Source organism: Actinoalloteichus caeruleus, assembly GCF_049311605.1.
GTDB classification, from domain to species: domain Bacteria; phylum Actinomycetota; class Actinomycetes; order Mycobacteriales; family Pseudonocardiaceae; genus Actinoalloteichus_B; species Actinoalloteichus_B caeruleus.
Map to the genome: position 1 here is coordinate 5,995,692 of NZ_CP186005.1, position 18,894 is coordinate 6,014,585.

General features: G+C 70.0%; 18 protein-coding genes and 1 pseudogene. 8 read left to right on the plus strand and 11 right to left on the minus strand.

Translation table 11 applies throughout. From position 1 onward, the window contains the following. The first annotated feature begins 15 nt into the window (after positions 1–15). Together dnaJ and ACOJVX_RS24900 are read left to right on the plus strand one after the other, a co-directional pair. Positions 16–1,179: a molecular chaperone DnaJ gene (gene dnaJ, locus ACOJVX_RS24895; protein WP_026419750.1), complete on the plus strand. Its 1,164-nt coding sequence runs from the start codon at positions 16–18 to the stop codon at positions 1,177–1,179. A gap of 2 nt (positions 1,180–1,181) precedes the next feature. Beyond that, positions 1,182–1,622: a heat shock protein transcriptional repressor HspR gene (locus ACOJVX_RS24900; protein ID WP_026419751.1), complete on the plus strand. Its 441-nt coding sequence runs from the start codon at positions 1,182–1,184 to the stop codon at positions 1,620–1,622. Positions 1,623–1,835: 213 nt separating this feature from the next. Here the strand turns inward: ACOJVX_RS24900 and ACOJVX_RS24905 are convergent, their stop codons facing one another. After that, positions 1,836–2,447, minus strand: coding sequence for a TetR/AcrR family transcriptional regulator (locus tag ACOJVX_RS24905; protein ID WP_418155605.1), 612 nt, complete (start codon positions 2,445–2,447; stop codon positions 1,836–1,838). 79 nt (positions 2,448–2,526) lie between these two features. Between ACOJVX_RS24905 and ACOJVX_RS24910 the strand changes: the two are divergent. Both ACOJVX_RS24910 and ACOJVX_RS24915 read left to right on the plus strand, forming a co-directional pair. Further along, positions 2,527–2,961: pseudogene (locus tag ACOJVX_RS24910) on the plus strand (SDR family NAD(P)-dependent oxidoreductase); the annotation flags it as partial. Positions 2,962–3,046: 85 nt separating this feature from the next. After that, the gene (locus tag ACOJVX_RS24915; protein WP_422647119.1) at positions 3,047–3,301 is read left to right on the plus strand and encodes an SDR family oxidoreductase; all 255 of its coding nucleotides are present in this window, start codon (positions 3,047–3,049) and stop codon (positions 3,299–3,301) included. 193 nt (positions 3,302–3,494) lie between these two features. Here the strand turns inward: ACOJVX_RS24915 and ACOJVX_RS24920 are convergent, their stop codons facing one another. The 3 genes from ACOJVX_RS24920 to ACOJVX_RS24930 form a co-directional block, all read right to left on the minus strand. Further along, on the minus strand, positions 3,495–6,212 hold the full coding sequence (locus tag ACOJVX_RS24920; protein ID WP_422647120.1) for a VanW family protein: 2,718 nt from the start codon (positions 6,210–6,212) through the stop codon (positions 3,495–3,497). 79 nt (positions 6,213–6,291) lie between these two features. Next, the gene (locus ACOJVX_RS24925; RefSeq protein WP_026066133.1) at positions 6,292–6,612 is read right to left on the minus strand and encodes a GroES family chaperonin; all 321 of its coding nucleotides are present in this window, start codon (positions 6,610–6,612) and stop codon (positions 6,292–6,294) included. A gap of 69 nt (positions 6,613–6,681) precedes the next feature. Further along, a complete protein-coding gene (locus ACOJVX_RS24930) occupies positions 6,682–8,574 on the minus strand; it encodes an NHL domain-containing thioredoxin family protein (protein WP_030228221.1) in 1,893 nt (630 codons plus the stop codon). A 248-nt stretch (positions 8,575–8,822) separates the two neighbouring features. Here ACOJVX_RS24930 and rdgB point away from each other — a divergent pair, with 248 nt between their 5' ends. Continuing rightward, on the plus strand, positions 8,823–9,383 hold the full coding sequence (gene rdgB / locus ACOJVX_RS24935; RefSeq protein WP_418155610.1) for an RdgB/HAM1 family non-canonical purine NTP pyrophosphatase: 561 nt from the start codon (positions 8,823–8,825) through the stop codon (positions 9,381–9,383). A gap of 51 nt (positions 9,384–9,434) precedes the next feature. On the opposite strand, the gene ACOJVX_RS24940 is transcribed toward rdgB, so the two are convergent. From ACOJVX_RS24940 to ACOJVX_RS24970, 7 genes are all read right to left on the minus strand, one after another. Next, entirely contained in the window at positions 9,435–9,632 is a 198-nt protein-coding gene (locus ACOJVX_RS24940; protein ID WP_418155611.1) for a DUF397 domain-containing protein, read from the minus strand. Between the two features lie 418 nt (positions 9,633–10,050). Further along, the gene (locus ACOJVX_RS24945; protein ID WP_418155523.1) at positions 10,051–10,611 is read right to left on the minus strand and encodes an NUDIX hydrolase; all 561 of its coding nucleotides are present in this window, start codon (positions 10,609–10,611) and stop codon (positions 10,051–10,053) included. Further along, entirely contained in the window at positions 10,608–11,738 is a 1,131-nt protein-coding gene (locus ACOJVX_RS24950) for an NAD(P)-dependent oxidoreductase (protein WP_418155522.1), read from the minus strand. Before ACOJVX_RS24950 ends, ACOJVX_RS24945 begins: the two co-directional genes overlap by 4 nt. Positions 11,739–12,329: 591 nt before the next feature. Beyond that, complete coding sequence (locus tag ACOJVX_RS24955; RefSeq protein WP_422647121.1) at positions 12,330–13,601, minus strand: helix-turn-helix domain-containing protein; 1,272 nt, start codon at positions 13,599–13,601, stop codon at positions 12,330–12,332. A gap of 257 nt (positions 13,602–13,858) precedes the next feature. Further along, positions 13,859–14,056, minus strand: coding sequence for a DUF397 domain-containing protein (locus ACOJVX_RS24960; protein ID WP_418155520.1), 198 nt, complete (start codon positions 14,054–14,056; stop codon positions 13,859–13,861). A 267-nt stretch (positions 14,057–14,323) separates the two neighbouring features. Then, positions 14,324–14,521 carry a DUF397 domain-containing protein gene (locus tag ACOJVX_RS24965; protein WP_418155519.1) on the minus strand — a complete coding sequence of 66 codons (198 nt, stop codon included), beginning with the start codon at positions 14,519–14,521 and terminating at the stop codon, positions 14,324–14,326. Positions 14,522–14,532: 11 nt separating this feature from the next. Next, positions 14,533–15,399 carry a helix-turn-helix domain-containing protein gene (locus ACOJVX_RS24970; RefSeq protein ID WP_422647122.1) on the minus strand — a complete coding sequence of 289 codons (867 nt, stop codon included), beginning with the start codon at positions 15,397–15,399 and terminating at the stop codon, positions 14,533–14,535. Positions 15,400–15,523: 124 nt separating this feature from the next. Between ACOJVX_RS24970 and ACOJVX_RS24975 the strand changes: the two genes are divergently transcribed. The 3 genes from ACOJVX_RS24975 to ACOJVX_RS24985 all read left to right on the plus strand — a co-directional run bounded on the left by ACOJVX_RS24975 (position 15,524) and on the right by ACOJVX_RS24985 (position 18,884). After that, on the plus strand, positions 15,524–15,724 hold the full coding sequence (locus tag ACOJVX_RS24975) for a hypothetical protein (protein WP_422647123.1): 201 nt from the start codon (positions 15,524–15,526) through the stop codon (positions 15,722–15,724). Between the two features lie 434 nt (positions 15,725–16,158). Beyond that, positions 16,159–18,099, plus strand: coding sequence for a heavy metal translocating P-type ATPase (locus tag ACOJVX_RS24980; protein ID WP_372492985.1), 1,941 nt, complete (start codon positions 16,159–16,161; stop codon positions 18,097–18,099). Positions 18,100–18,251: 152 nt separating this feature from the next. Next, the gene (locus ACOJVX_RS24985; protein ID WP_103055911.1) at positions 18,252–18,884 is read left to right on the plus strand and encodes a hypothetical protein; all 633 of its coding nucleotides are present in this window, start codon (positions 18,252–18,254) and stop codon (positions 18,882–18,884) included. Positions 18,885–18,894: the final 10 nt, after the last annotated feature.

An 18,894-nucleotide genomic window follows, 5' to 3' on the forward strand; every position in this document is an offset into this window, starting at 1 on the left:
AGGGAGGGACGTTCGGTGAGTTCGAGGGACTGGATCGAGAAGGACTTCTACGCGGAGCTGGGCGTCCCTCCTGACGCGTCCGCCGACGAGATCAAGAAGTCGTACCGGAAGCTGGCCCGGGACCTGCACCCCGACGCCAACCCCGGTGACACCAAGGCCGAGACCCGCTTCAAGGCGGTGTCCGAGGCCTACGGGGTGCTGTCCGACGCCTCCAAGCGGAAGCAGTACGACGAGGCTCGCCGGCTGTTCGGGTCGGGTGGGTTCCGCGGCGGCGGCAACTTCGACGGTTTCGGGTCGGGTGGCTTCGACTTCGGCGACATGTTCGGCAACCGGGGCGGGTCCTCGGGAGCCGAGAGCCTGGGCGACCTCTTCGGCGGTCTCTTCGGCCGCCGTCGCGGTGGCGGCGGTACCCGCGCCCAGCGCGGCGCCGACGTGGAGACCGAGATCAGCATCGACTTCACCGAGGCGGTGCGGGGTGCCACGGTGCCGCTGCGGCTCTCCAGCCCGGCGTCCTGCCAGACCTGCGGCGGCTCGGGTGCGAAGGTGGGCACCAGTCCGCGCACGTGCCCGAACTGCGGCGGTGCCGGCCTGGTCAACCGCAGCCAGGGTGCGTTCGCGTTCAGCGAGCCGTGCCGGGACTGCCGGGGGTCGGGCAAGCTGATCGACCAACCCTGCCCGGACTGCGCCGGCGAGGGCGTCACCACCCAGACGCGGACCCTGACCGTCCGCATCCCGGCCGGGGTGTCCAACGGTCAGCGCATCCGGCTGGCGGGGCGCGGGGAGCCCGGCCGCGACAACGGGCCCACCGGCGACCTCTTCGTGCTGGTGCACGTCACCCCCCACCCGGTGTTCGGGCGGGACGGCGACAACCTCACGGTGACCGTTCCGGTGACGTTCCCCGAGCTGACGCTGGGAACGACCTTGACCGTGCCCACCCTGGACGGAAGGGTGTCACTCAAGGTGGCTCCCGGCACCGCCAGCGGCCGGACCCTCCGGGTCCGGGGCAAGGGGATCGAACGACGTGACGGACGGGTCGGCGACCTGCTGGTCACCCTGCGGGTGAGCGTTCCCAGCAAGCTCGACGACGCGGCCAGGGCAGCGTTGGAGGCCTACGCCGAGGCCACCGCGGACCACGATCCGCGCGCGGAGATCCTGCGGCGCGCGGAGGACGGGAGGTAGGCATGACCCCGGGTTTCCCGTTCCCTGCCGGTGCCGACGAGGACACCCCGATGTTCGTCATCTCGGTGGCGGCCCAGCTCTCCGGCCTGCACGCGCAGACCCTGCGCACCTACGACCGGATGGGCCTGGTCTCACCCGGCCGGGCCAACGGCGGGGGTCGTCGCTACTCGCCGAGGGACATCGGTCTGCTCCGCGAGGTCCAACGGCTGTCCCAGGACGAGGGCGTCAACCTGGCCGGGATCAAGCGGATCATCGAGTTGGAGAACGAGCTGGAGGCGCTGCGGGACCGGGTCGCGGAGCTGTCCGAGCAGGTCGCGGCGGCCCATGTCGCCGCGGAGCAGGCGGCCGCCGCCGTGCACGCCTCCTACCGCAGGGAACTCGTCCCGCTGCCGGGACGACGGGAGACCGCGCTGGTGGTCTGGAAGCCCAAACCTCGCCGCTGAGCGCGCGGTACCGCCAGCGATGAGGGGCGGCGTCCGGTGTGGAACCGGGCGCCGCCCCTCGTCGTGTCGCGTCCACCCTCGTGGCGTCGACCAGGCGTGAGGGCGACCGTGCCCGCGACGGCCCGCTCCGCACCGGCCGGCATGCGCCGGCGGCAGCCGTTCCCAGCGGTGGACTCGACGGGAGGGTGTCGCCCTCGCCGGCCAGGTGGTGGATCACATCCCGCTTGGACCGGTGGTCGGCCACCCGGTCATGGCCAGCTCGGCGACCTGGCGCAGGGTCTCCCTCCCGGCGCCGTCCCTGGCCTGGGCTGACATTCCCTGCACCACGGCCGCCACGTAGGTCCCCAACCCCTGCGGACTGGTGCCCGACGGCAGCTCACCTGCCGCCACATCGATTTCGATCTTGGTGACCAGTCTCGCCTTGGCCTGCTCCCGCAACTCCTGGAGCGCTTGGCGGACGTCCTCGGACTCGGGTCCGCAGGTCGTGGCGGCCGTGACGAGGAGGCAGCCAGCGGGGTGGGTGTCGTCGGTGTACTCGACGGCGCACTCGTGGAGGAGGCGTCGGACCGCCGCGCAGGCGTTCGGTTCCTCGTCCAGGGCCCGCGCGGCGAAGGCCCCGTACGTCCGCTGGTAGTGGCGCACCGCCTCGTCGAAGAGGCCCCGTTTGTCCCCGAACGCCCAGTAGAGGCTCGGTGGCTTGATTCCCAGCACCTGGGTCAGCCTGGACACGGACGTCGCCTCGTAGCCGTGCCGCCAGAACTCCCGCATCGCCTGCTCGATCGCGCGCTCGCGGTCGAGGGTACGCCGTCCGCCCGTGCTCCCCACCCCCGCATCCTATAGCGATCGCTAATGAACGTGCTACCTTGCTTCTATAGCGATCACTAGACCAAGAGGAGCGGACATCATGGAGCAGCGAACCTCGGTTCGAACAGCCCTGGTCACGGGCGCGGGGCGTGGCATCGGCCGCGCGATCGCCGAACGCCTGGCCGCCGACGGCCTGCTCGTCGCGGTGCACTACGGCCGCAGCGAACACGCGGCGGCGGAGGTCGTGGCCGGTATCCGCGCGCGAGGCGGACGGGCTTTCGCCCTCGGCGCGGAGTTCGGGGTCGACGGCGACGTGGACACGCTCCACGCGGGTCTGGACGCGGGGTTACGGGAGCACGCCGGCGAGGTCGCCCTCGACGTGCTGGTCAACAACGCGGCCATTCCGCACTCCGCCGGGCCTATCGAGCGGGAGACCCCGGAGACCTTCGACCCGGTGTTCGCCGTCAACGTGCGCACGCCGTTCTTCCTCGTCCAGCGCGTGCTGCCGATGCTCCGCGACGGCGGCCGGATCATCACCATCTCCTCCGGGGTCACCCGGATCGCGCTGCCGGAGATGATTGGCTACGCGATGAGCAAAGGGGCGATGGAACGTCATGACCATGACTCTCGCCAAACAACTGGGAGCTCGAGGCATCACCGTGAACGGCGTGGCGCCCGGTTACGTGGACACCGACGCGAACGCGTCCTGGCTCCGGGGGAACCCGGAGGCCGAACGCAGGGCGGCCGGAGAGGCGGCGCTGGGCAGGGTGGGGCAGCCGTCGGACATCGCGGACGTGGTCGCCTTCCTCGCCTCCGAGGACGGGCGGTGGGTGACCGGCCACCTGGTTGACGCCACCGGTGGCGCCCGACTCTGACCGGACGACGCTCAGGCGGCATCACGGGGGAACGGCACGATGCCGTGCGCGGACCGTCCCTCGACCGCGACGCCATCGACAGCCCGGCCCCACCAGGGGTTCGGGTACTCGGGGCCAGGAACGAGGAACGGCCGGGGAGTGCTCCCCGGCCGTTCGTCAGCTCGTCCGAGAGCGCCGCGCTCCCGCCCGGCGCTCAGCCGCCGGTGCTCGCGGCGCTGCTGCCGGCGTCACCACCGCCGCCGCGAGCGACGCACTCGATCTTCGGCTGCGGCCGGTAGTGGACGGTGCGCGGCTCCCGGCGGACCTCCTGGCCGCTCAGGTCCTTGATGACCCGGGTGTCGGTGACCGAGAAGCCCCGGCCGCCCGCGCTCGGGCTGCACTCCGGGTCGCTGACCTCCACCGTCTCGGGGTCCTTGTGGTCGAAGGGCTCCCCGGTGTCCGACTCGACCTGGTACTGCTTGGTGCCCCAGATCCGGACCGTGATGTCGCTGGACGTCCAGATGGTCTGGATCGCGACGCCGTGGTCGAGGTTGTTCCGGAACGACACGTCGATGACGCTGCTGCCGTCGGGGTTCTGGAAGACCGTCGCCTCCCGGCCCATCGGGTACCGGCTGATGTAGTAGCTGTGCTCCTGGTGGCGGACGTCCTCCAGGCCGGCGAAGTAGTAGGCGTTGTACAGGGTGGTGGCGAACTGCGAGATGCCCCCACCGACGGCCCGGCCCGGCTTGCCCTGCTCGATGATGCCGGCGTCGACGTAGCCCTGGGCGGCCTGCCTCGGGCCGGTGTGCCCGTTGAGGCTGAAGGTGTCGCCCGGCTTGACGATCGCGCCGTTCACCTGTTCGGCGGCCCGCTTGATGTTCTGCCCGGAGTCGGGGGCGAACCCACCCGTGGTGAACTCGCCGATGACCTCCTTGACGCCCAGGTTCTCCGCGTCCTCGGTGGTGACCTCGGCGGGTTCGTCCTCGTAGTGGGCGGCCAGTCGCCGGTCGGCGCCTCGGAGGATGGTCTCCTCCAGGGGTTCGAGGGTGGTCTCCCAGTTGATCGCCCTGCCGTCGACCGACGGCTTCACCGAGGGGGACCCACCGCTGAAGACGATCTCCGCGTCCTGGCCCTTCTCCTCGGTGTCCTTCAGCTGCTCGGACAGGTTCTCGGTGAGCGCCTCGCGGTCGATCTCGTGGTCCAACCCCCCGTTCTCCCCGGGGGTGAAGGTGAGGAGTTCACCGATGGTGGCTGGCTCGACGATCGCGTTGGCGCCCTCGCCGGTGACGGTGAGCGGCCCGGACACGGCCGGGCGGGCCACCTCCTCCAGCGCGAGCTGGACGCCCTCCTCGGTGGTCCCGACCTCCTCCACCTCGACGGGCAGCGCGACGGAGTGGCCGTTGGCCCAGTCACGCATGAGCACGTCGACGGCGCCGTCCACGTCGAGCCGCTGACCGGCGACGGGGTTCACGGGCACGGCCTCGGATCCCTCGAACCGGATGTCGCCCTCCTTGGCCTCCCTGTCGAACTCGGGGGCGAGGTCGGAGACGGCGCTGGCGAGCTGGTCGCGGTCCGCCTGCGGCACGGGGGCGATCTCGGTGGTCGAGAAGAAGGAGGTCAGCCTGGTGATCGGGTTGAGCGGCTGGTCGCCGACCAGTTGCATGGTCTCGGACCAGTTCATGCTCAGCCCGGCGTTGTCCGGTTCGATCGCGGCGGTGACGTCCCCGCCGGTGACCTCGATCGGCTGCCCGAGGCGGGGCCCGATCTCGTCGCGCAGTCGTTCCTCGGCGGCCATCCGGTCCATGCCGCCGATGTCGACGCCGGCGACCTCGACGCCACGCGGCACCTTCCCGGAGCTCATCGCCATGTCCACGCCGTAGAGGACGGCGAGGCCCGCGATGGTGGCCGCGACGGCGATGGCCGCCTTGACCAGCGTCCTCCGCTTTCCGGATCCGCCGGCGGGCTTGTCGGGCCCGGGGGGCTGCTGAGGTAGTGGGCCGCCGGGGCCGCCGGTCGTTGGGGGGCCACCCGGGTGCCCTCCGGCGACCGCCTGGTCGCCCGGGGTCGTCCCCGGTCCGGTTAAGCCGGCCGCCGCGGAGAAGGGTTCGGTGGCCGCGGTGGGCGGGCCACCGGGGTGCTGGGCCGCCGGGATCACCGGGATGACCTCGGTCGGCTGGTCGAGGTCGGTGGTGACCGGTTCCCCGACGTGGGTGCCCCGGGGCGGCGTTCCCGGCAGCGCGGCCGTGGTCGCTTCGGCGGCGTTGGACCGGGTGGCGTCAAGGGGGCGGTGGACCGTGGTGGCGTCCGCCGAGGCGGCCGGAGCCGGCATCGTCTCGGTCCGCGACTCGGAGTCCTGCTCGGGCCGGGGGCTCGGTTCGGTGTCGCCCTCGCCGTCCAGTCGCCCGCCGATGGGAGCGCTGACCGTGGTGGCGTCGCCGTCGAGGCGCGCGGTGACCGGCTCCCGCGCCGGGGTCCGCCCGGAGCCGGGCGCGTCGAGCCTCGCGGTCTGGTCCTGGCTGGGGGCGGGGGCCGTCTCGGAGGAGGTGGGGGCCGCTGGCTCGCCGCCCTGCCAGACCCCGGGGCTGACCGGCCGGACGAACACGGTGGTGCCCTCGGCGGGTTCCGGGTTCGAGGGGGTCGCGGCGAAGAAGAGGTTGGACTGCCCGGTCGGCGCGGTGTCCCGGGGTGCTCCTGCTCCCTGGTGTCCACCAGTCGCCGACTGGCCGTGGTCGCGCCGGCCACCGGTCTCCTCCGGGCGGAGCGCCGACCCGTGGGCCGGCTCCCCGCCTGGCGGTGTGCCGAGGCCGTTCGGCGTGGACGGCTGGTCGCCGGATGACTGGTCGAAGAGCGAGCCACTCATGGACGGCACGATCTTCGTCGTCTCGTCCGGCCGCTGCTGACCGTGGGGCATGTCCCTGTCCCTGTCTGGCACCGTCTCCCCTTCGCCATCGAACGTGTGGGGCCTTGTGGCGGTCTGATCTACCTGCTCGCCATCACGTTCGGGTCACGGGTCACAAGTACAGACCGGTTCCGTGCTCGGTCTGTTCGCTCGCGACAGCATGTAGATCGCGTTCACGCATGACGAGGTACGACTGGCCCTGGACTTCGACCTCGAACTGTTCGTCGGGATTGAAGAGCACCTTGTCCCCGACCTTGACGGTCCGGACGTTGCTCCCCACTCCGAAGACCTCACCCCAGGCCAACCGCTTGGCGACCTGCGCGGTGGCGGGGATCACGATACCGCCGCTGCTGCGCCGTTCACCGTCCTCCGGCGACGCCCGCACCATGACGCGGTCGTGCAGCATCTGGATTTCGAGCTTCGCTACGGACACTGGTAGAGCCTACTCGTGGTCCCGGGCGGCCCATCCAGTGGCCGACAGCCGACAACAACCATATCAGCGTTACTCCTCGGTGTGATTCTCTGTGGACTCGTCCAGGCCACCCATCACCAGGGGTAGCCGAGCGGTTCCGCCGCGCGTCACGCGCACCGGCACCCCCCAGTCCTGTCTGGTCAGCCGGCAGGCCGGGTGTTCGACGAGCTCGGAGTCCTCGCAGCTGGCCGCTTGGGCGACGACGTGCAGCACGCCCTCGTCGACGGTGTCGGAGAACACCAGGTCGCGGGTGAGGGACTGGTCGACGCCCGCGCCGGACACCAACAGCTCCGGCGGGGAGGACGTCACCTCCAGCCGGGTCGCCGGCCCGTACCGCTCGTCGAGCTTCTGGCCGGCGGGCGGCTCGAACACGACGACCAGCCTGACCTGACCGCTGCCGACCTCGGTGGCGGGGCGCCGCACCTGCTGGGCCTCCCCGGCGATGATGCGGGCGGTGACGCCGGGCGGCACGGGGCGTTCGACGCGGTGGGCCGCCGACAGCGCGACCACCAGTTCCCCGTCGAGCACGGTCGCGCCGGCCGGCTCCGCGAGGTCACCGACCAGGGTGGAGACCTCCTGGGAGGCCGGGTCGTACCGGCGCACCGCGCCGTTGTAGGTGTCGGACACGGCGACGCTGCCGTCCGGGAGCACGGCGACGCCCAACGGGTGTTGGAACAACGCCTCGCCGGCGGGCCCGTCGCGGTGCCCGAAGTCGAACAGCCCCGTTCCGACGGCGGTGCGCACCACGAAGTGCGGCTCGTCACCCCCGGCCGGGGCCGTCGCGCGTTCGAGCCACCGCAGCGCGGAGGTCTCGGAGTCGACCAGCCACAGGCGGTCGTCGGCGGCGGCCAGGGCGGAGGTCTGCGCGAAGAACGCCTCCCCTGCGGGCCCGTCGGCCAGGCCCTCGACGGTCGTGCCGGCGAAGCGCCGCACGGTGCCGCTCCTCGGGTCGTAGAGCCCCAGGGTGTGGTTCCCGGCCATCGCGACCACCACTCCACCGGCCGGCTCCCACCAGGCCACGTCCCACGGACTGGTGAGCGGGACCTCGGTGCCGGGGCCGGCGTCCGCGCCGTCCCGCCACTGCTCCCCGGTGCCGGCGAGCGTCCTGACCTCGCCCGTGTCCAGGTTCACCCCCCGCAGCAGGTGGTTGACGGTGTCGGCGACCACCACGTGGACGCCCAGCGCCTCGGCGAGGTCGGGGGGCAGCAGGGTGCTGCCGCCGGGCTCGGAGAACGTCGCCTCCTCGGCCGGCCCGTCGCTCCGGCCGCGCTGCCCACTGCCGATGCGGCGGAGGACGGTCGTCCCGTCGGCGGCGAGCTCGACGAGGCTGTGGTGGGCGGTGTCGCTGACCAGCAGCGTCCCGCCGGGCAGCGCGGTCACCGCGCCGGGGAAGCGCAACTCGGTGGAGGCGGGTGGCGGCGGGGTGTAGGGGCCGGAGCCCCGGTGCAGGGTGCCCTTGTCCGCGTGCTCGCTGACGATCTCCGCGACCAGGTCGCGCAGGGTCTCGACGTGCCCCTCCCCGGCGGCGACGTGCACCACGTACCCCTCGGGGTCGATCAACACCAACGTCGGCCAGGCCTTGACCGCGTAGTTCTGCCAGGTCACCAGCTCGGGGTCGTCGAGCACCGGGTGCTCGACCGAGTAGCGCTCGACGGCGGCGGCGAGGGCGTCCGGGTCAGCCTCGTGGGTGAACTTCGGCGAGTGGACGCCGATCGTCACGAGGACGTCGGAGAACTCCTCCTCCAGGGGACGCAGCTCGTCGAGGACGTGCAGGCAGTTGACGCAGCAAAAGGTCCAGAAGTCCAACAGGACGACCTTGCCCCGCAGGTCCGCGAGGCGGACCGTCTCACCGCCCGTGTTCAACCAGCCGCGCCCGGTGAGCTCCGGGGCGCGGACCCTGGCCCGCCGCTGTACAGAAGTCACGTCGCGAGTAAACGCGACGCGCCGGCGGAATGTTCCGGCACCCACGAGACGATCAGGTGCGCCCGTTCACGGTCGCCGGGTTCGGACGGGTGTCGGTCAGCCACGACCGGTTCAACCTGGAACTCCCGGCGGGCGACATCGCCGCCGCGGAACACCCGAGCGCCCGAGCACCCGAGCGCCCGAGCACCCGAGCACCCGAGCACCCGAGCACCCGAGCACCCGAGCACCCGAGCACCCGGAGGATCGGCATGATCACAGCGGTTTCCCTGATCACCGGGAACGCGGGCAAGGCGGCGGAGTACGCCCACCTGCTGGGCGTTCCCGTCACGCCCGTGCGGGACGGGCTGGTGGAGATCCAGTCCCTGGACGTCGAGGAGGTGGTCCGCCACAAGGCCGCGCAGGCCTACCGGACCCGGCGGGCGCCGGTGCTCGTCGACGACACGGCTCTCACGTTCGACGCCTGGAACGGGCTGCCCGGCCCCCTCATCGCGTGGTTCCTCAAGGCGCAGGGGGTCGAGGGCCTGGTGCGGATGGCTGCCGGCTACTCCAACCGCGCCGCCACGGCCACCACCGCCCTCGGCTACGCGGACGCCGACGGCGTGCGCGTCTTCACCGGGACGCTGCGGGGGAGCGTGGCCCACGCACCCCGGGGCGGCAACGGGTTCGGCTACGACTCCATCTTCATCCCGGAGGGCGAGGACCGCACGTACGCCGAGATGGACACGGCCGAAAAGCACCGGATCTCCCACCGCCGCCACGCCGTGGACGCCCTGCGACGCGGCCTCGGTCTCGCCGCTCCTACCACTTGACCGGGAGAATCGGTCGCCGCGACACGAACCCCTCCACCCAAGACGGGCGGCTCAGACGCCGGTCCGCTTCAGGGAGCCGACGAAGGCGGCGAACACCTCGTGGTCAACGACGAGCATTCCCCCTGCACGGTTCTTCGTGTCCCGCACAGCCACCACGGTCGACGTGGAACCCACCTCGACACAGTTGTCGGAACCGTTGCTGCTCCGACTCGACTTCCGCCAGTTGGTCAGGGTCATGTCAGCGTTCACGCGCCACGTCCTCGGAGAGGGGAACCACGTGGGCCGAGAGGTGTGGTGCGACCCGCGTGGGTTCCCGGTTCGGCAGGTAGGGACCAGTTACCCAGCTTGCCGGTTCGTCGGAGGGTGGGCTATCGGTCGACTTGGTATGCCGCCGCCCCTGTTTGGCCTAGCACGGTGACCAAGCTCGTCCATAGCCGTCGCGAGCAAGGCTCGCGTTGACGGCTGGACGGGTGCCCGCCGACCCGGTGGGTGGTTGGCCGGCGGGCCGGTGGGTGTCAGAGGCGGCCGGCCTTGACCGCCGTGAGGAAGCTGCTGAAGGCCTGACACGCCACCTCCAAGCGGCGCCGGCCTGTCCCGCTCCCGGACACGGTACGGCGACCTCACGTCGAGAAACGGGGATGAGGTCGCCGTTCGTGGTCCCGGCTCGTCAGTTTCCGGACGAGACGACGGGGACGAGTTTCCTCGCCAGTTCGGCTGGCAGGTCCGCCAGCGGCCTCCACTCGAAGTCGGTCACCTCCTCTATCTGGAGATGAACGTCTGTGCGCTCGACCCGGTGAACGTACCGGAAGTCAAAGTGGAGGTGCTCGGGTTCTCCCTTCGAAAGACTTGCCGGGATCGTGTGAATGTCGATGTCGGCCGGCATGTCGTCATAGGCTGGCGGGCAGGAGGCTCGCTGCCAGGTGATTCCTGTCTCCTCCTCCAGTTCGCGCAGGCTGGCGTGGAAGAGGTCACCGTCCACAGGTTCGAGGTGGCCACCGGGCAACAGCCACTTGTCGAGAATCTTGTGCCGGATCAGGAGTACGCGGTTCGCTGGATCGAGGACCACCGCACCCACCGTGACGTGCCCGATGCGGAACTCCTTCCGCGAGGTGATGGCGTGGCCCTCGTCCAGCGCGCGGAACAGAGGCTGCAACGCCTCGGTCTCGTCGGGGTTGCGCTCGAGATAACGCGAGCTGACGTCGCGAATTTCTGCCTGGTTCACTGTCATGACGCACCATTAAAGTAGTCGAGCCACATCGCCGCCACCTGTTCCCGAACTTCGGCGGCTAGCTCATGATGCGCTGCCTCGTGCGGGGTTGACACAAGCTGGGCAACGGCGGCGAGGATTTCAGCCTGAACGAGGAAGATGAAGGCGCCCACACTCGCGCCGTGCAGGAAGTTAACGGCGTTCCCGTCATTGAGCACGTAGAAGAAGTGCCCTGTATGAGCGTAACGCGTGATGGCGTGTCCTACGCTTTCTCGCGTGTACAGCCGGTCGATCGCGGCAAGTTCTAGCTCGTCATCGCTGGAGGTCACTGACGCGATGTAGGCACCGTTGGCGACGCAGGCGAAGTCATCGGCTTTCAGGGCCAGGTTGCCGGTCGCGCACACCACGATTCCTGAGTGCGCGAGTGTCCGAGTTAGGGACGAGAAGGTCGTGAATCCCTGCGCGAGCGCTTGGGCGCGCTTGACGGGATCAATATCGTAGACGGTCACCCGAACCCCGCGCGAGTGTAGCATTCGGGCAACGGAGGAACCAAGTTTGCCGAATCCGAGAACTGCCGCGTCACGTCCGTACAGAATGTCGCCACGAGCCCGGATGAGGGCTTCGGTGGAGAAGACGACGGATTGGCCAACCAAATAGTCCTCGGGCTCCTTGAGCGGGGACCGCGCCACCGAGTAGACCGGGCACGGTAGCTTGTCGAAGTCGAGGTATCGGCGATGACCGTTCTCTGTGTCCTCGACGACGCCGACGATCTCACCGGAGAAGCGAGCGCAAAGTTCGGGCAACGCGGGAGCGAAGTACCCGCCGACGTCTAGCAGTACCACTCGTTCACCGGCTGCGCGGGACTCGAGATATGTCACGGCTTCATCTGGTGATGACAGCTTGCTACGGTCGAGCCGGTCGACCTGCCAGTCAGCGGTCGCTTCTTGCAGGGCGAACTGTTCGATGCTCTTGGGTTTGGGCAGGACCGCGCGCAGGTGGGTCATGGAGGCGAGGGCGCGCAGGAAGACAGGGCGACCACTCAGGAGGTGCGTGATCGCGATGGTGGAGACGCGGGTTTCGGGAAGGTGATGGTGGATAATCCTAGAGAAGTAGCTGGCTATGCGGTTACGCTCGAAGTCTTCGAGCATGGCGACTCCTGAATGGGATTCACTAGTCACAAACGCTGGCGATCGGTACGATCCATCTGACGCGGGTACTACGTAGTTACCCAAAAGGAAAACCCTGGAAGCCGGAGGGATGAGGGCGGCCCGCCCGGCCGGGCACGTAGCTGACCTAGACATCGACTCGGGCGGAACGCAATGTAGCGCCACGACCTAGAGAAGGCCTACGAAGGAACTCGAGTGACGGACTAGGGTCGAATGCTCAGTGTTCGCACCAGCGGAACCACGGGACGAGGCCGGTCGCGTCCGAGTCGACCAGGGTCGCCTGCTGGATCGGACATACGCCGTTTGCAGCGGAGATGCACATTCAACTGTGGTTGTTCGACGATACTCAGTGCACCGGACAACCCGGGCACCGGGATCGCGCGGCGAGCGGTAGCCCGGTTGAGAAGGGCCAGCGCCGGTGGATGGCGGCTTGTCGTCATCGTCCTTCACCTCGAAAAGATCCGTGGATAACGACGTTACCTAAAGTGATTTCGTGGTTACAGACACGAAGCGTGGTAGTTCCCGGCAGTAGCCCCGGGGAGGTACCACGCTCTCCGATCCCGCAACGGGCCGCTAGCCGCTGAACAGCGCCGCGATCTTGCGCTGGTCGGCCGTGAGAGCTCGCTTCCGCCGTCTCCGGATAGCGGAGAACGTCTCCTCCGCTATCCGCTGGTGGGACAGCCACTGGGGCGACGTAGCCGCGAGCTCGGCGAGAATCCGGGCGGCCGCCGCATCGTCTCCCAAACGAGCATGCGCCTGAGCGACATCCAGCAGGTGTCTGTTCCAGTTGTCCGACGTGCACGATCCCTGGGTGAGCGGACTGGACATCGCCAGGACCCGGTCGGGACGGTCAGCGATCGCCTCGTTCTCGATCGCTTTCAACTCGACCGTGATCGGGCCAAAGCTCACCCAGCCGCGCAGTCGGTGCGCCACCTCGTCAGCTAGTGCGGCACCGGCGCTCCGTGCGAGGCGGATAGCTTCGCGGGCTTCGTCGGGACGGTTGTTGCGGGCGGCGGCGGCGCTCGCACGAAGCAGCAGCCAACCCCACACGGCCAGTTCCTCATCCGAGGCCATGCTCATGCGCGGCTCCACCTGGTCAGCTGTGACGGTGGACAACTCCTCGGCCTCGTCCAGGCGCCCTTGCCTCAACAGTACCCAGGCTTGGCCGATGACAGCGGCCGAGGAGTTCAGCCGGTCCTCGGCGGCCGCAGCGTCGCGCACCGCGTCGGTGAGCGCCACCTGGGCGAGGTCGTAGGCCCTGATCTGAGTCAGGTACCGGCCGGCGAGCTGAAGAATCTCCGAGCGAGCCTGATGGGCGAGAACCTGCTGGGGAGTGTGCTTGTAGTGTTCCACGGCCGCGTGTGCGGAGGTGACCAGGTTCGGTACGAACGCGGCCAAGTCCTGGTACCTGTCCGCACGGTAGGACGTGGCGAATGCCGCCGCCGCCTCGCGGAGATCACCGAGGTTCGGTTCCTCCCCAAGGTTGATCGCGCGCCCGTCAATTCCGACCGGGGGTGCGATGGCCCGCCGCAGAGACAGGAGTGATGTCTTGTCCTCGTCGCCGTGGACCTGCTTCCGGCTTGGTTGACCAGCGACCAGGCGAGCAGTGGTGACGCCGAGGCTTCGGGCGAGGCGGTGATACGTCTCCATGGACGCCGTTCCACCCTGTTCCACCTTGCGGACGGTGTTGACGTGCAGGGAGGCAGCGTCCGCCAGTCCCTCCTGGGTAAGGCCACGTTCGTCACGAAGAGCGCGGAGTGTGGCGCCGATGGAGGACTCCTGAACCATGCCAGCCCTGCCTTCCTCGTTGCTCGCGACTTCCAGCGTAGGCAGGGCACGTGTCACGCCCGGATCGGTCCGCTGAAAGCCCCGTTTCGATGGGCATGGAGGGGTGAAACGTTCGCCACCGGCACCCGGGAAACGTGGCTGTGTGAGACGTCGGTGGTTGGGATAGGACAGACAGGTGAGAGTGGCAATCAACAGAAATCGCGTCGAGCCCGGGGAGCGGTAGTGCCGGCTACCCAAGGGCGGACCGGACCCGGAGCGCGCGCCCGCTCGGTCCGTCGGGGTTTGGTGGGCGGCGGGCCGAGCGGGCAGCCAGCTCAGATGCCGTCCCGCTTCAGGGAGCCGACGAAGTTGGCGAACACCTCGCGGTCGAAGACGAGTATCCCACCAGCACGGTTCTTCGTGTCCCGCACAGCCACCACGGCCGACGTGGAACCCACCTCGACACAGTCGTGAGCGCCGTTGCTGCTCCGACTCGACTTCCGCCAGTTGGTCAGGGTCATGTCAGCGTTCATGTGCCACATCCTCGGAGAGGGGAACCACGTGGGCCGGGAGGTGTGGTGCGACCCGCGTGGGTTCCCGGTTCGGCAAGTAGGGACCAGTTACCCAGATTGCCGGTTCGTCGGAGGGTGGGCTATCGGTCGACTTGGTATGCCGCCGCCCCTGTTTGGCCTAGCACGGTGACCAAGCTCGTCCGTAGCCGTCGCGAGCAAGGCTCGCGTTGACGGCTGGGCGGGGTGCCCGCCGGCCGGGTGGGTGGTTGGCCGGCGGGCCGGTGGGTGTCAGAGGCGCTCTGCCTTGACCGACATGAGGAAGCTACTGAAGGCCTCGCGGCTGACGACGAGGGTGCCCCCGGCACGGTTCTTGGTGTCGCGGATGCCGACGAGGCCAGGCGCGCCGCCGATCTCCACGCATCCACCGTTGGCAGAACTGCTGTGGTTCGACTTCCGCCAGTTCGTCATGGTTGGTTCTGCTGCCATCTGCGCAATCCTTATTCTGAGTAACTCTTCTTTGCGCTCATGAGGTAGTCGCGAGTCCTAGCAGTGTCCAACGCCGCGCCAAGGAGCCTGCTCCAGAGTTGTTTGTACCTGGTGAGGGAGTCCAGGTCGTCCAGGTACTGGCCCCCTTCGTATGGCTCGACAAACCCGAATTCCAGCGGGGGAGCGTTTCCGATGGCGGGTATCACGTAGTGGGTGAACGGGTAGCGAGCATCGCTAGCCATCCCTGAACGGAACGAAAGAACGTGCAGATTGATGTTGTCTCGCTCAGAAACGTCGAGCAGGTGTTGTATCTGGCCCTGCATGACCTCAGGTGATCCTGCCATCCGTTCAACGCAGGACTGGGATAGTACGAAGGTGACGCACGGTGGTCGCTCCGCCGTGAGCACATGCCGACGCTCCAGCCTCGCTTGGATCATGCTCTCTGGGGCGTTTCGAGCCCCTGCCTCGGTGAACAGTGTTCGGACGTACTCCTCGGTCTGCAACAGTCCTGGGATGATTTCGACCTCGTACCAGTTGATCGTCGAGGCGTCGGCTTCGAGGTCGACGGCCATCCGGAAGTACTTCGCGTACGCGGTGCGGTAGCCACTCCATTGCCCGCGTTGGTCGGCGCCCTTGTTCAGGCTCAGGTACCACTCCACGTCCACCGCGTCGTTGTCGATGACACGCTCCTGGTAGAACTCCACCAACGCTCGCAGGTCGCGCTGCCTCAGACCTGTGACGCCGTGCTCCAGCCGAGACATCACGGCTTGCGAGCGTTCGATCGCCTTCCCCGCTTCCTCCAGCGTCAGACCTGTGCGTTCGCGCAGGTGGCGGAGCTCGTTGCCGAGCTGTAGCCGTCGCACGGTGGGTGTGGGCATGTCGTTTAGCTTGCCATCCTTGCTCCGCAGCGTGACCAGGTAGCCACCGCCGCCGTCGCCTCTTCTGCCGGCAGGGTCACACCTAATCCGTTGGAGTGAAAACTCCTTCCGTATATGCGAGACGGTGTCGCTGAAACGCCGCCGCCGACGCGTCCCGGCGTGGGCGCGGGTGCGGTTGTGGTCCTGGGAGCCCGAGGTCGAGCTGGGCATCAGCTACGCGGGTCGGGTCAGCTTCAAGCACGGCGACTGGGCCCGCATCGGCCCGCCCCCGAGTGGTGCGTCGTCCGATGCGGGCTCCGCCTCGGCCACGACAAGCAGCCGGTGACCCCGAGGGCCAACGGGTATTGGCCTGGGTCTCATCTCTCCACCAGCTCACATACCAACAGAACAACGAGTGTTAGTTTGTTGATGTGATCGCCTCGGACTGGAACTCATGCGAGCCACCGCGCCTGGACCTCCCCCACGTGGAGCGGATCCGCCTGGCGGCGCCACTGGCCGGTGACGAGCCGTGCGTGCGCGACGGCGCCCGGGTGACGGGTCGGGCCAGGGACCCGGTTCCACACCACCGCCGGCGGCTCGGGAGTGCCGCCCGCCGCGACGGGCGCCTGGTGGCGCACTGGCTCACCGGGAGCGGCCGGCCGCTGGTCACCGCCGTTCCCGATGCCGCATCCCCTGTGGACGCCCTGACCGGCCCCGCGGCGGGGCGGGAGCTCGACGGCGGAGCACCGGAGCGGGCTGAGGCCGGCCGGGGTGGCGACCGTGGCTGACGAGTGCTGCGCCCCCCGGGAGGAACACCCCGGGACCCGAGACCAGCCCGGCCCCCGGGACCACGCCGAACAGCGGGGACCGCGACGGTTGTGGCAGGTCCGCGAGCTCCACGTGGCGGCCGTGGCGGCCCTGCTGTTGGTGGCCGGGTGGCTGATCTCCACCTGGGGTGACGAGCGGGTCGGCGCGGTCGTCGAGCTGGCCGCCGCCGTCGTCGGCGCGGCCACGTTCGCTCCCCGGGCCGTGCGGGCGTTGCTGCGCGGCCGGATCGGCGTGGGAACGTTGATGACCATCGCGGCGGTGGGGGCGGTGGCTCTCGGCCAGTTCGCGGAGGCCGCGATGCTCGGCGTCCTCTTCTCCGTCGCCGAGGGCCTGGAACACCACGCGGTGCGCCGGACCAGGGACGGTCTCCGCGCGCTGTTGGACCTGGTGCCGCCGAACGTGACGGTCCTCCGGGACGGAGTCCAGGTGGCGGTGCCGCCCGAGCAGATCGCCGTGGGCGAGGTGATGCTGGTCCGACCGGGTGAGCGGGCGGCCACCGACGGGATCGTGCGCTCCGGGCGCACCACGCTCGACCTGTCCGCGATCACGGGCGAGTCGATGCCCGTCGAGGCCGGTCCTGGCACCCCGGTGCACGCGGGCGCGATCAACGGGGGCGGCGCGGTCGAGGTCGAGGTCACCGTCCCCGCCTCGGACTCCTCGCTGGCGCGGATCGTGCACATCGTCGAGGAGGCCCAGGACCGCAGGGGGCGGGGGCAGCGGCTGGCCGACCGCATCGCCCGACCGCTGGTCCCGGCGATCATGGTGCTGTCGGCGGTGGTCGGTGTCCTCGGCGCGCTGCTGGGCGACTCGTCGGTGTGGGTCGAACGGGCGCTCGTCGTCCTCGTCGCCGCCTCCCCCTGCGCGCTCGCGATCTCGGTTCCGCTGACCGTCGTCGCGTTCGTGGGTGCCGCGAGCCGGCACGGGGTGCTCGTCAAGGGCGGCTCCGCCCTGGAGGAACTGGGGCGTGTCGACACCGTCGCGCTGGACAAGACGGGCACCCTCACCCGCAACGAGCCGGAGGTGATCGACGTCGTCACCCCGGGGAACGGCCGCCGCGAGGACGTCCTGGCGGTCGCCGCCGCGCTGGAGGCGCGCAGCGAGCACCCGCTGGCCCGGGCGATCCTCGGCGCGACCGACGCAGTCCCCGACGCCGAGGACGTCACCGCCGTGCCCGGCCGGGGACTGCGGGGACGCCAGGCCGGGCGGCGGGTGCGGTTGGGCAAACCGGGCTGGGTCGACCCGGGGTCGTTGCGCGCCGAGGTCACCCGGCTCCAGTCGCTGGGCGCCACCGTGGTGGTCGTCGAGGTCGACGGCACGGTCCTCGGCGCGATCGCCGTCCGGGACGAGCCGCGCCCGGAAGTCCCCGAGGTGGTGGCCCGGTTGGGGCGGCTCGGCATCGAGACGGTGATGGTGACCGGCGACAACCGGGTGACGGCCGGGGCGCTCGCCGACCGCGCCGGGATCCGCGAGGTGCACGCCGAGCTGCTACCCGAGGACAAGGCCGCCCTGGTGTCCCGGCGGGGCCGCACGGTGGCGATGGTCGGTGACGGGGTCAACGACGCGCCGGCACTGGCCACCGCCGAGGTGGGCATCGCGATGGGAGCGGTGGGCACCGACGTGGCCATCGAGACCGCCGACGTCGCGTTGATGGGCGAGGACCTGCGGCACCTCCCGCACGTCCTCCGACATGCCAGGCGGGCCCGACGGATCATGCTGGGCAACGTGGCGCTGTCGCTGGGGATCATCGCGGTGCTCGTCCCGCTGGCCGTGTCGGGGGCGCTCGGGTTGGCCAGCGTCGTGTTCGTCCACGAGCTCGCCGAGGTCCTGGTCATCCTCAACGCCGTCCGCGCCGCACGGATCACCCCCCTGCCGGCGGGGCGGGTCGGCGACTGAGCACGGAGGGAGACGGCCATCCCGCTCCGCCGCGCGGCGGCGTCCATCGAGGTCAGGGGATCACGGCCGCCCACCGCTACTCCGGTTGGCCGAGAGGGGACGGGACCTATGGGCCGTGTCCCCACCGGCGGCCGAACTGCGACAATCGCGCCGTGCCGACACCGCCAGCTCGCCGACTCCTCCGGGGGACGGCCGCCGCGTCGGTAGCCACCTTCCTCGCCCTGGTCTCGCACGTCGCGGGAGGCGGGACCCCGCCGGCCTGGTCGGGCGTCGCCGTGCCCCTGGCGGTGTCGGTGGTCGTGTGCGTGGCGCTGGCCGGGCGGTCGCTGTCGCTGGCGCGGTTGTCGGTCTCGGTGGCGGCCAGCCAGGTGCTGTTCCACCTGCTCTTCGTGGTCGGGGCCGATCCGCACGCGGCGCACCACCACCACGGGCCGCCGGTGCTCCACGAGCACCACCACCAGCACCACCACGCGCTGGGCACCTCGGCGGCGGTGGTCGAGCCGCACCTGCACGGCGGGCCGTCGATGTGGTTGTGGCACGGGGCGGCGGCGGTGATCACGGTGGCGGCGCTGTACCGGGGCGAAGCCGCCCTGGTGGGGCTCCGCCGGCTCGCGGCGGCGTTCGCCGCGTGGCTGCGGCACCGGCTGCACGTCCTCGACCTCCGCCCACCGCACGCCCCCGACGTGCGGTTACCCCGCGGGTACGGGGACCGGGTGCTCCTCCCTCTCGGGTACTTCCCGTCGGCGTGCCGACGGCGGGGACCGCCCCCTCTCGGCGTGGTCTGACGTCTCCGTC

Excerpts from the sequence above, each read along its gene's own strand:
- ACOJVX_RS24900 (WP_026419751.1), top strand. The coding sequence starts at position 1,182 with ATGACCCCGGGTTTCCCGTTCCCTGCCGGTGCCGACGAGGACACCCCG.
- ACOJVX_RS24960 (WP_418155520.1), bottom strand. The coding sequence starts at position 14,056 with ATGAACGCTGACATGACCCTGACCAACTGGCGGAAGTCGAGTCGGAGC.
- ACOJVX_RS24915 (WP_422647119.1), top strand. The coding sequence starts at position 3,047 with ATGACTCTCGCCAAACAACTGGGAGCTCGAGGCATCACCGTGAACGGC.
- ACOJVX_RS24945 (WP_418155523.1), bottom strand. The coding sequence starts at position 10,611 with ATGACAGTGAACCAGGCAGAAATTCGCGACGTCAGCTCGCGTTATCTC.
- ACOJVX_RS24950 (WP_418155522.1), bottom strand. The coding sequence starts at position 11,738 with ATGCTCGAAGACTTCGAGCGTAACCGCATAGCCAGCTACTTCTCTAGG.
- ACOJVX_RS24970 (WP_422647122.1), bottom strand. The coding sequence starts at position 15,399 with ATGCCCACACCCACCGTGCGACGGCTACAGCTCGGCAACGAGCTCCGC.
- ACOJVX_RS24965 (WP_418155519.1), bottom strand. The coding sequence starts at position 14,521 with ATGGCAGCAGAACCAACCATGACGAACTGGCGGAAGTCGAACCACAGC.
- rdgB (WP_418155610.1), top strand. The coding sequence starts at position 8,823 with ATGATCACAGCGGTTTCCCTGATCACCGGGAACGCGGGCAAGGCGGCG.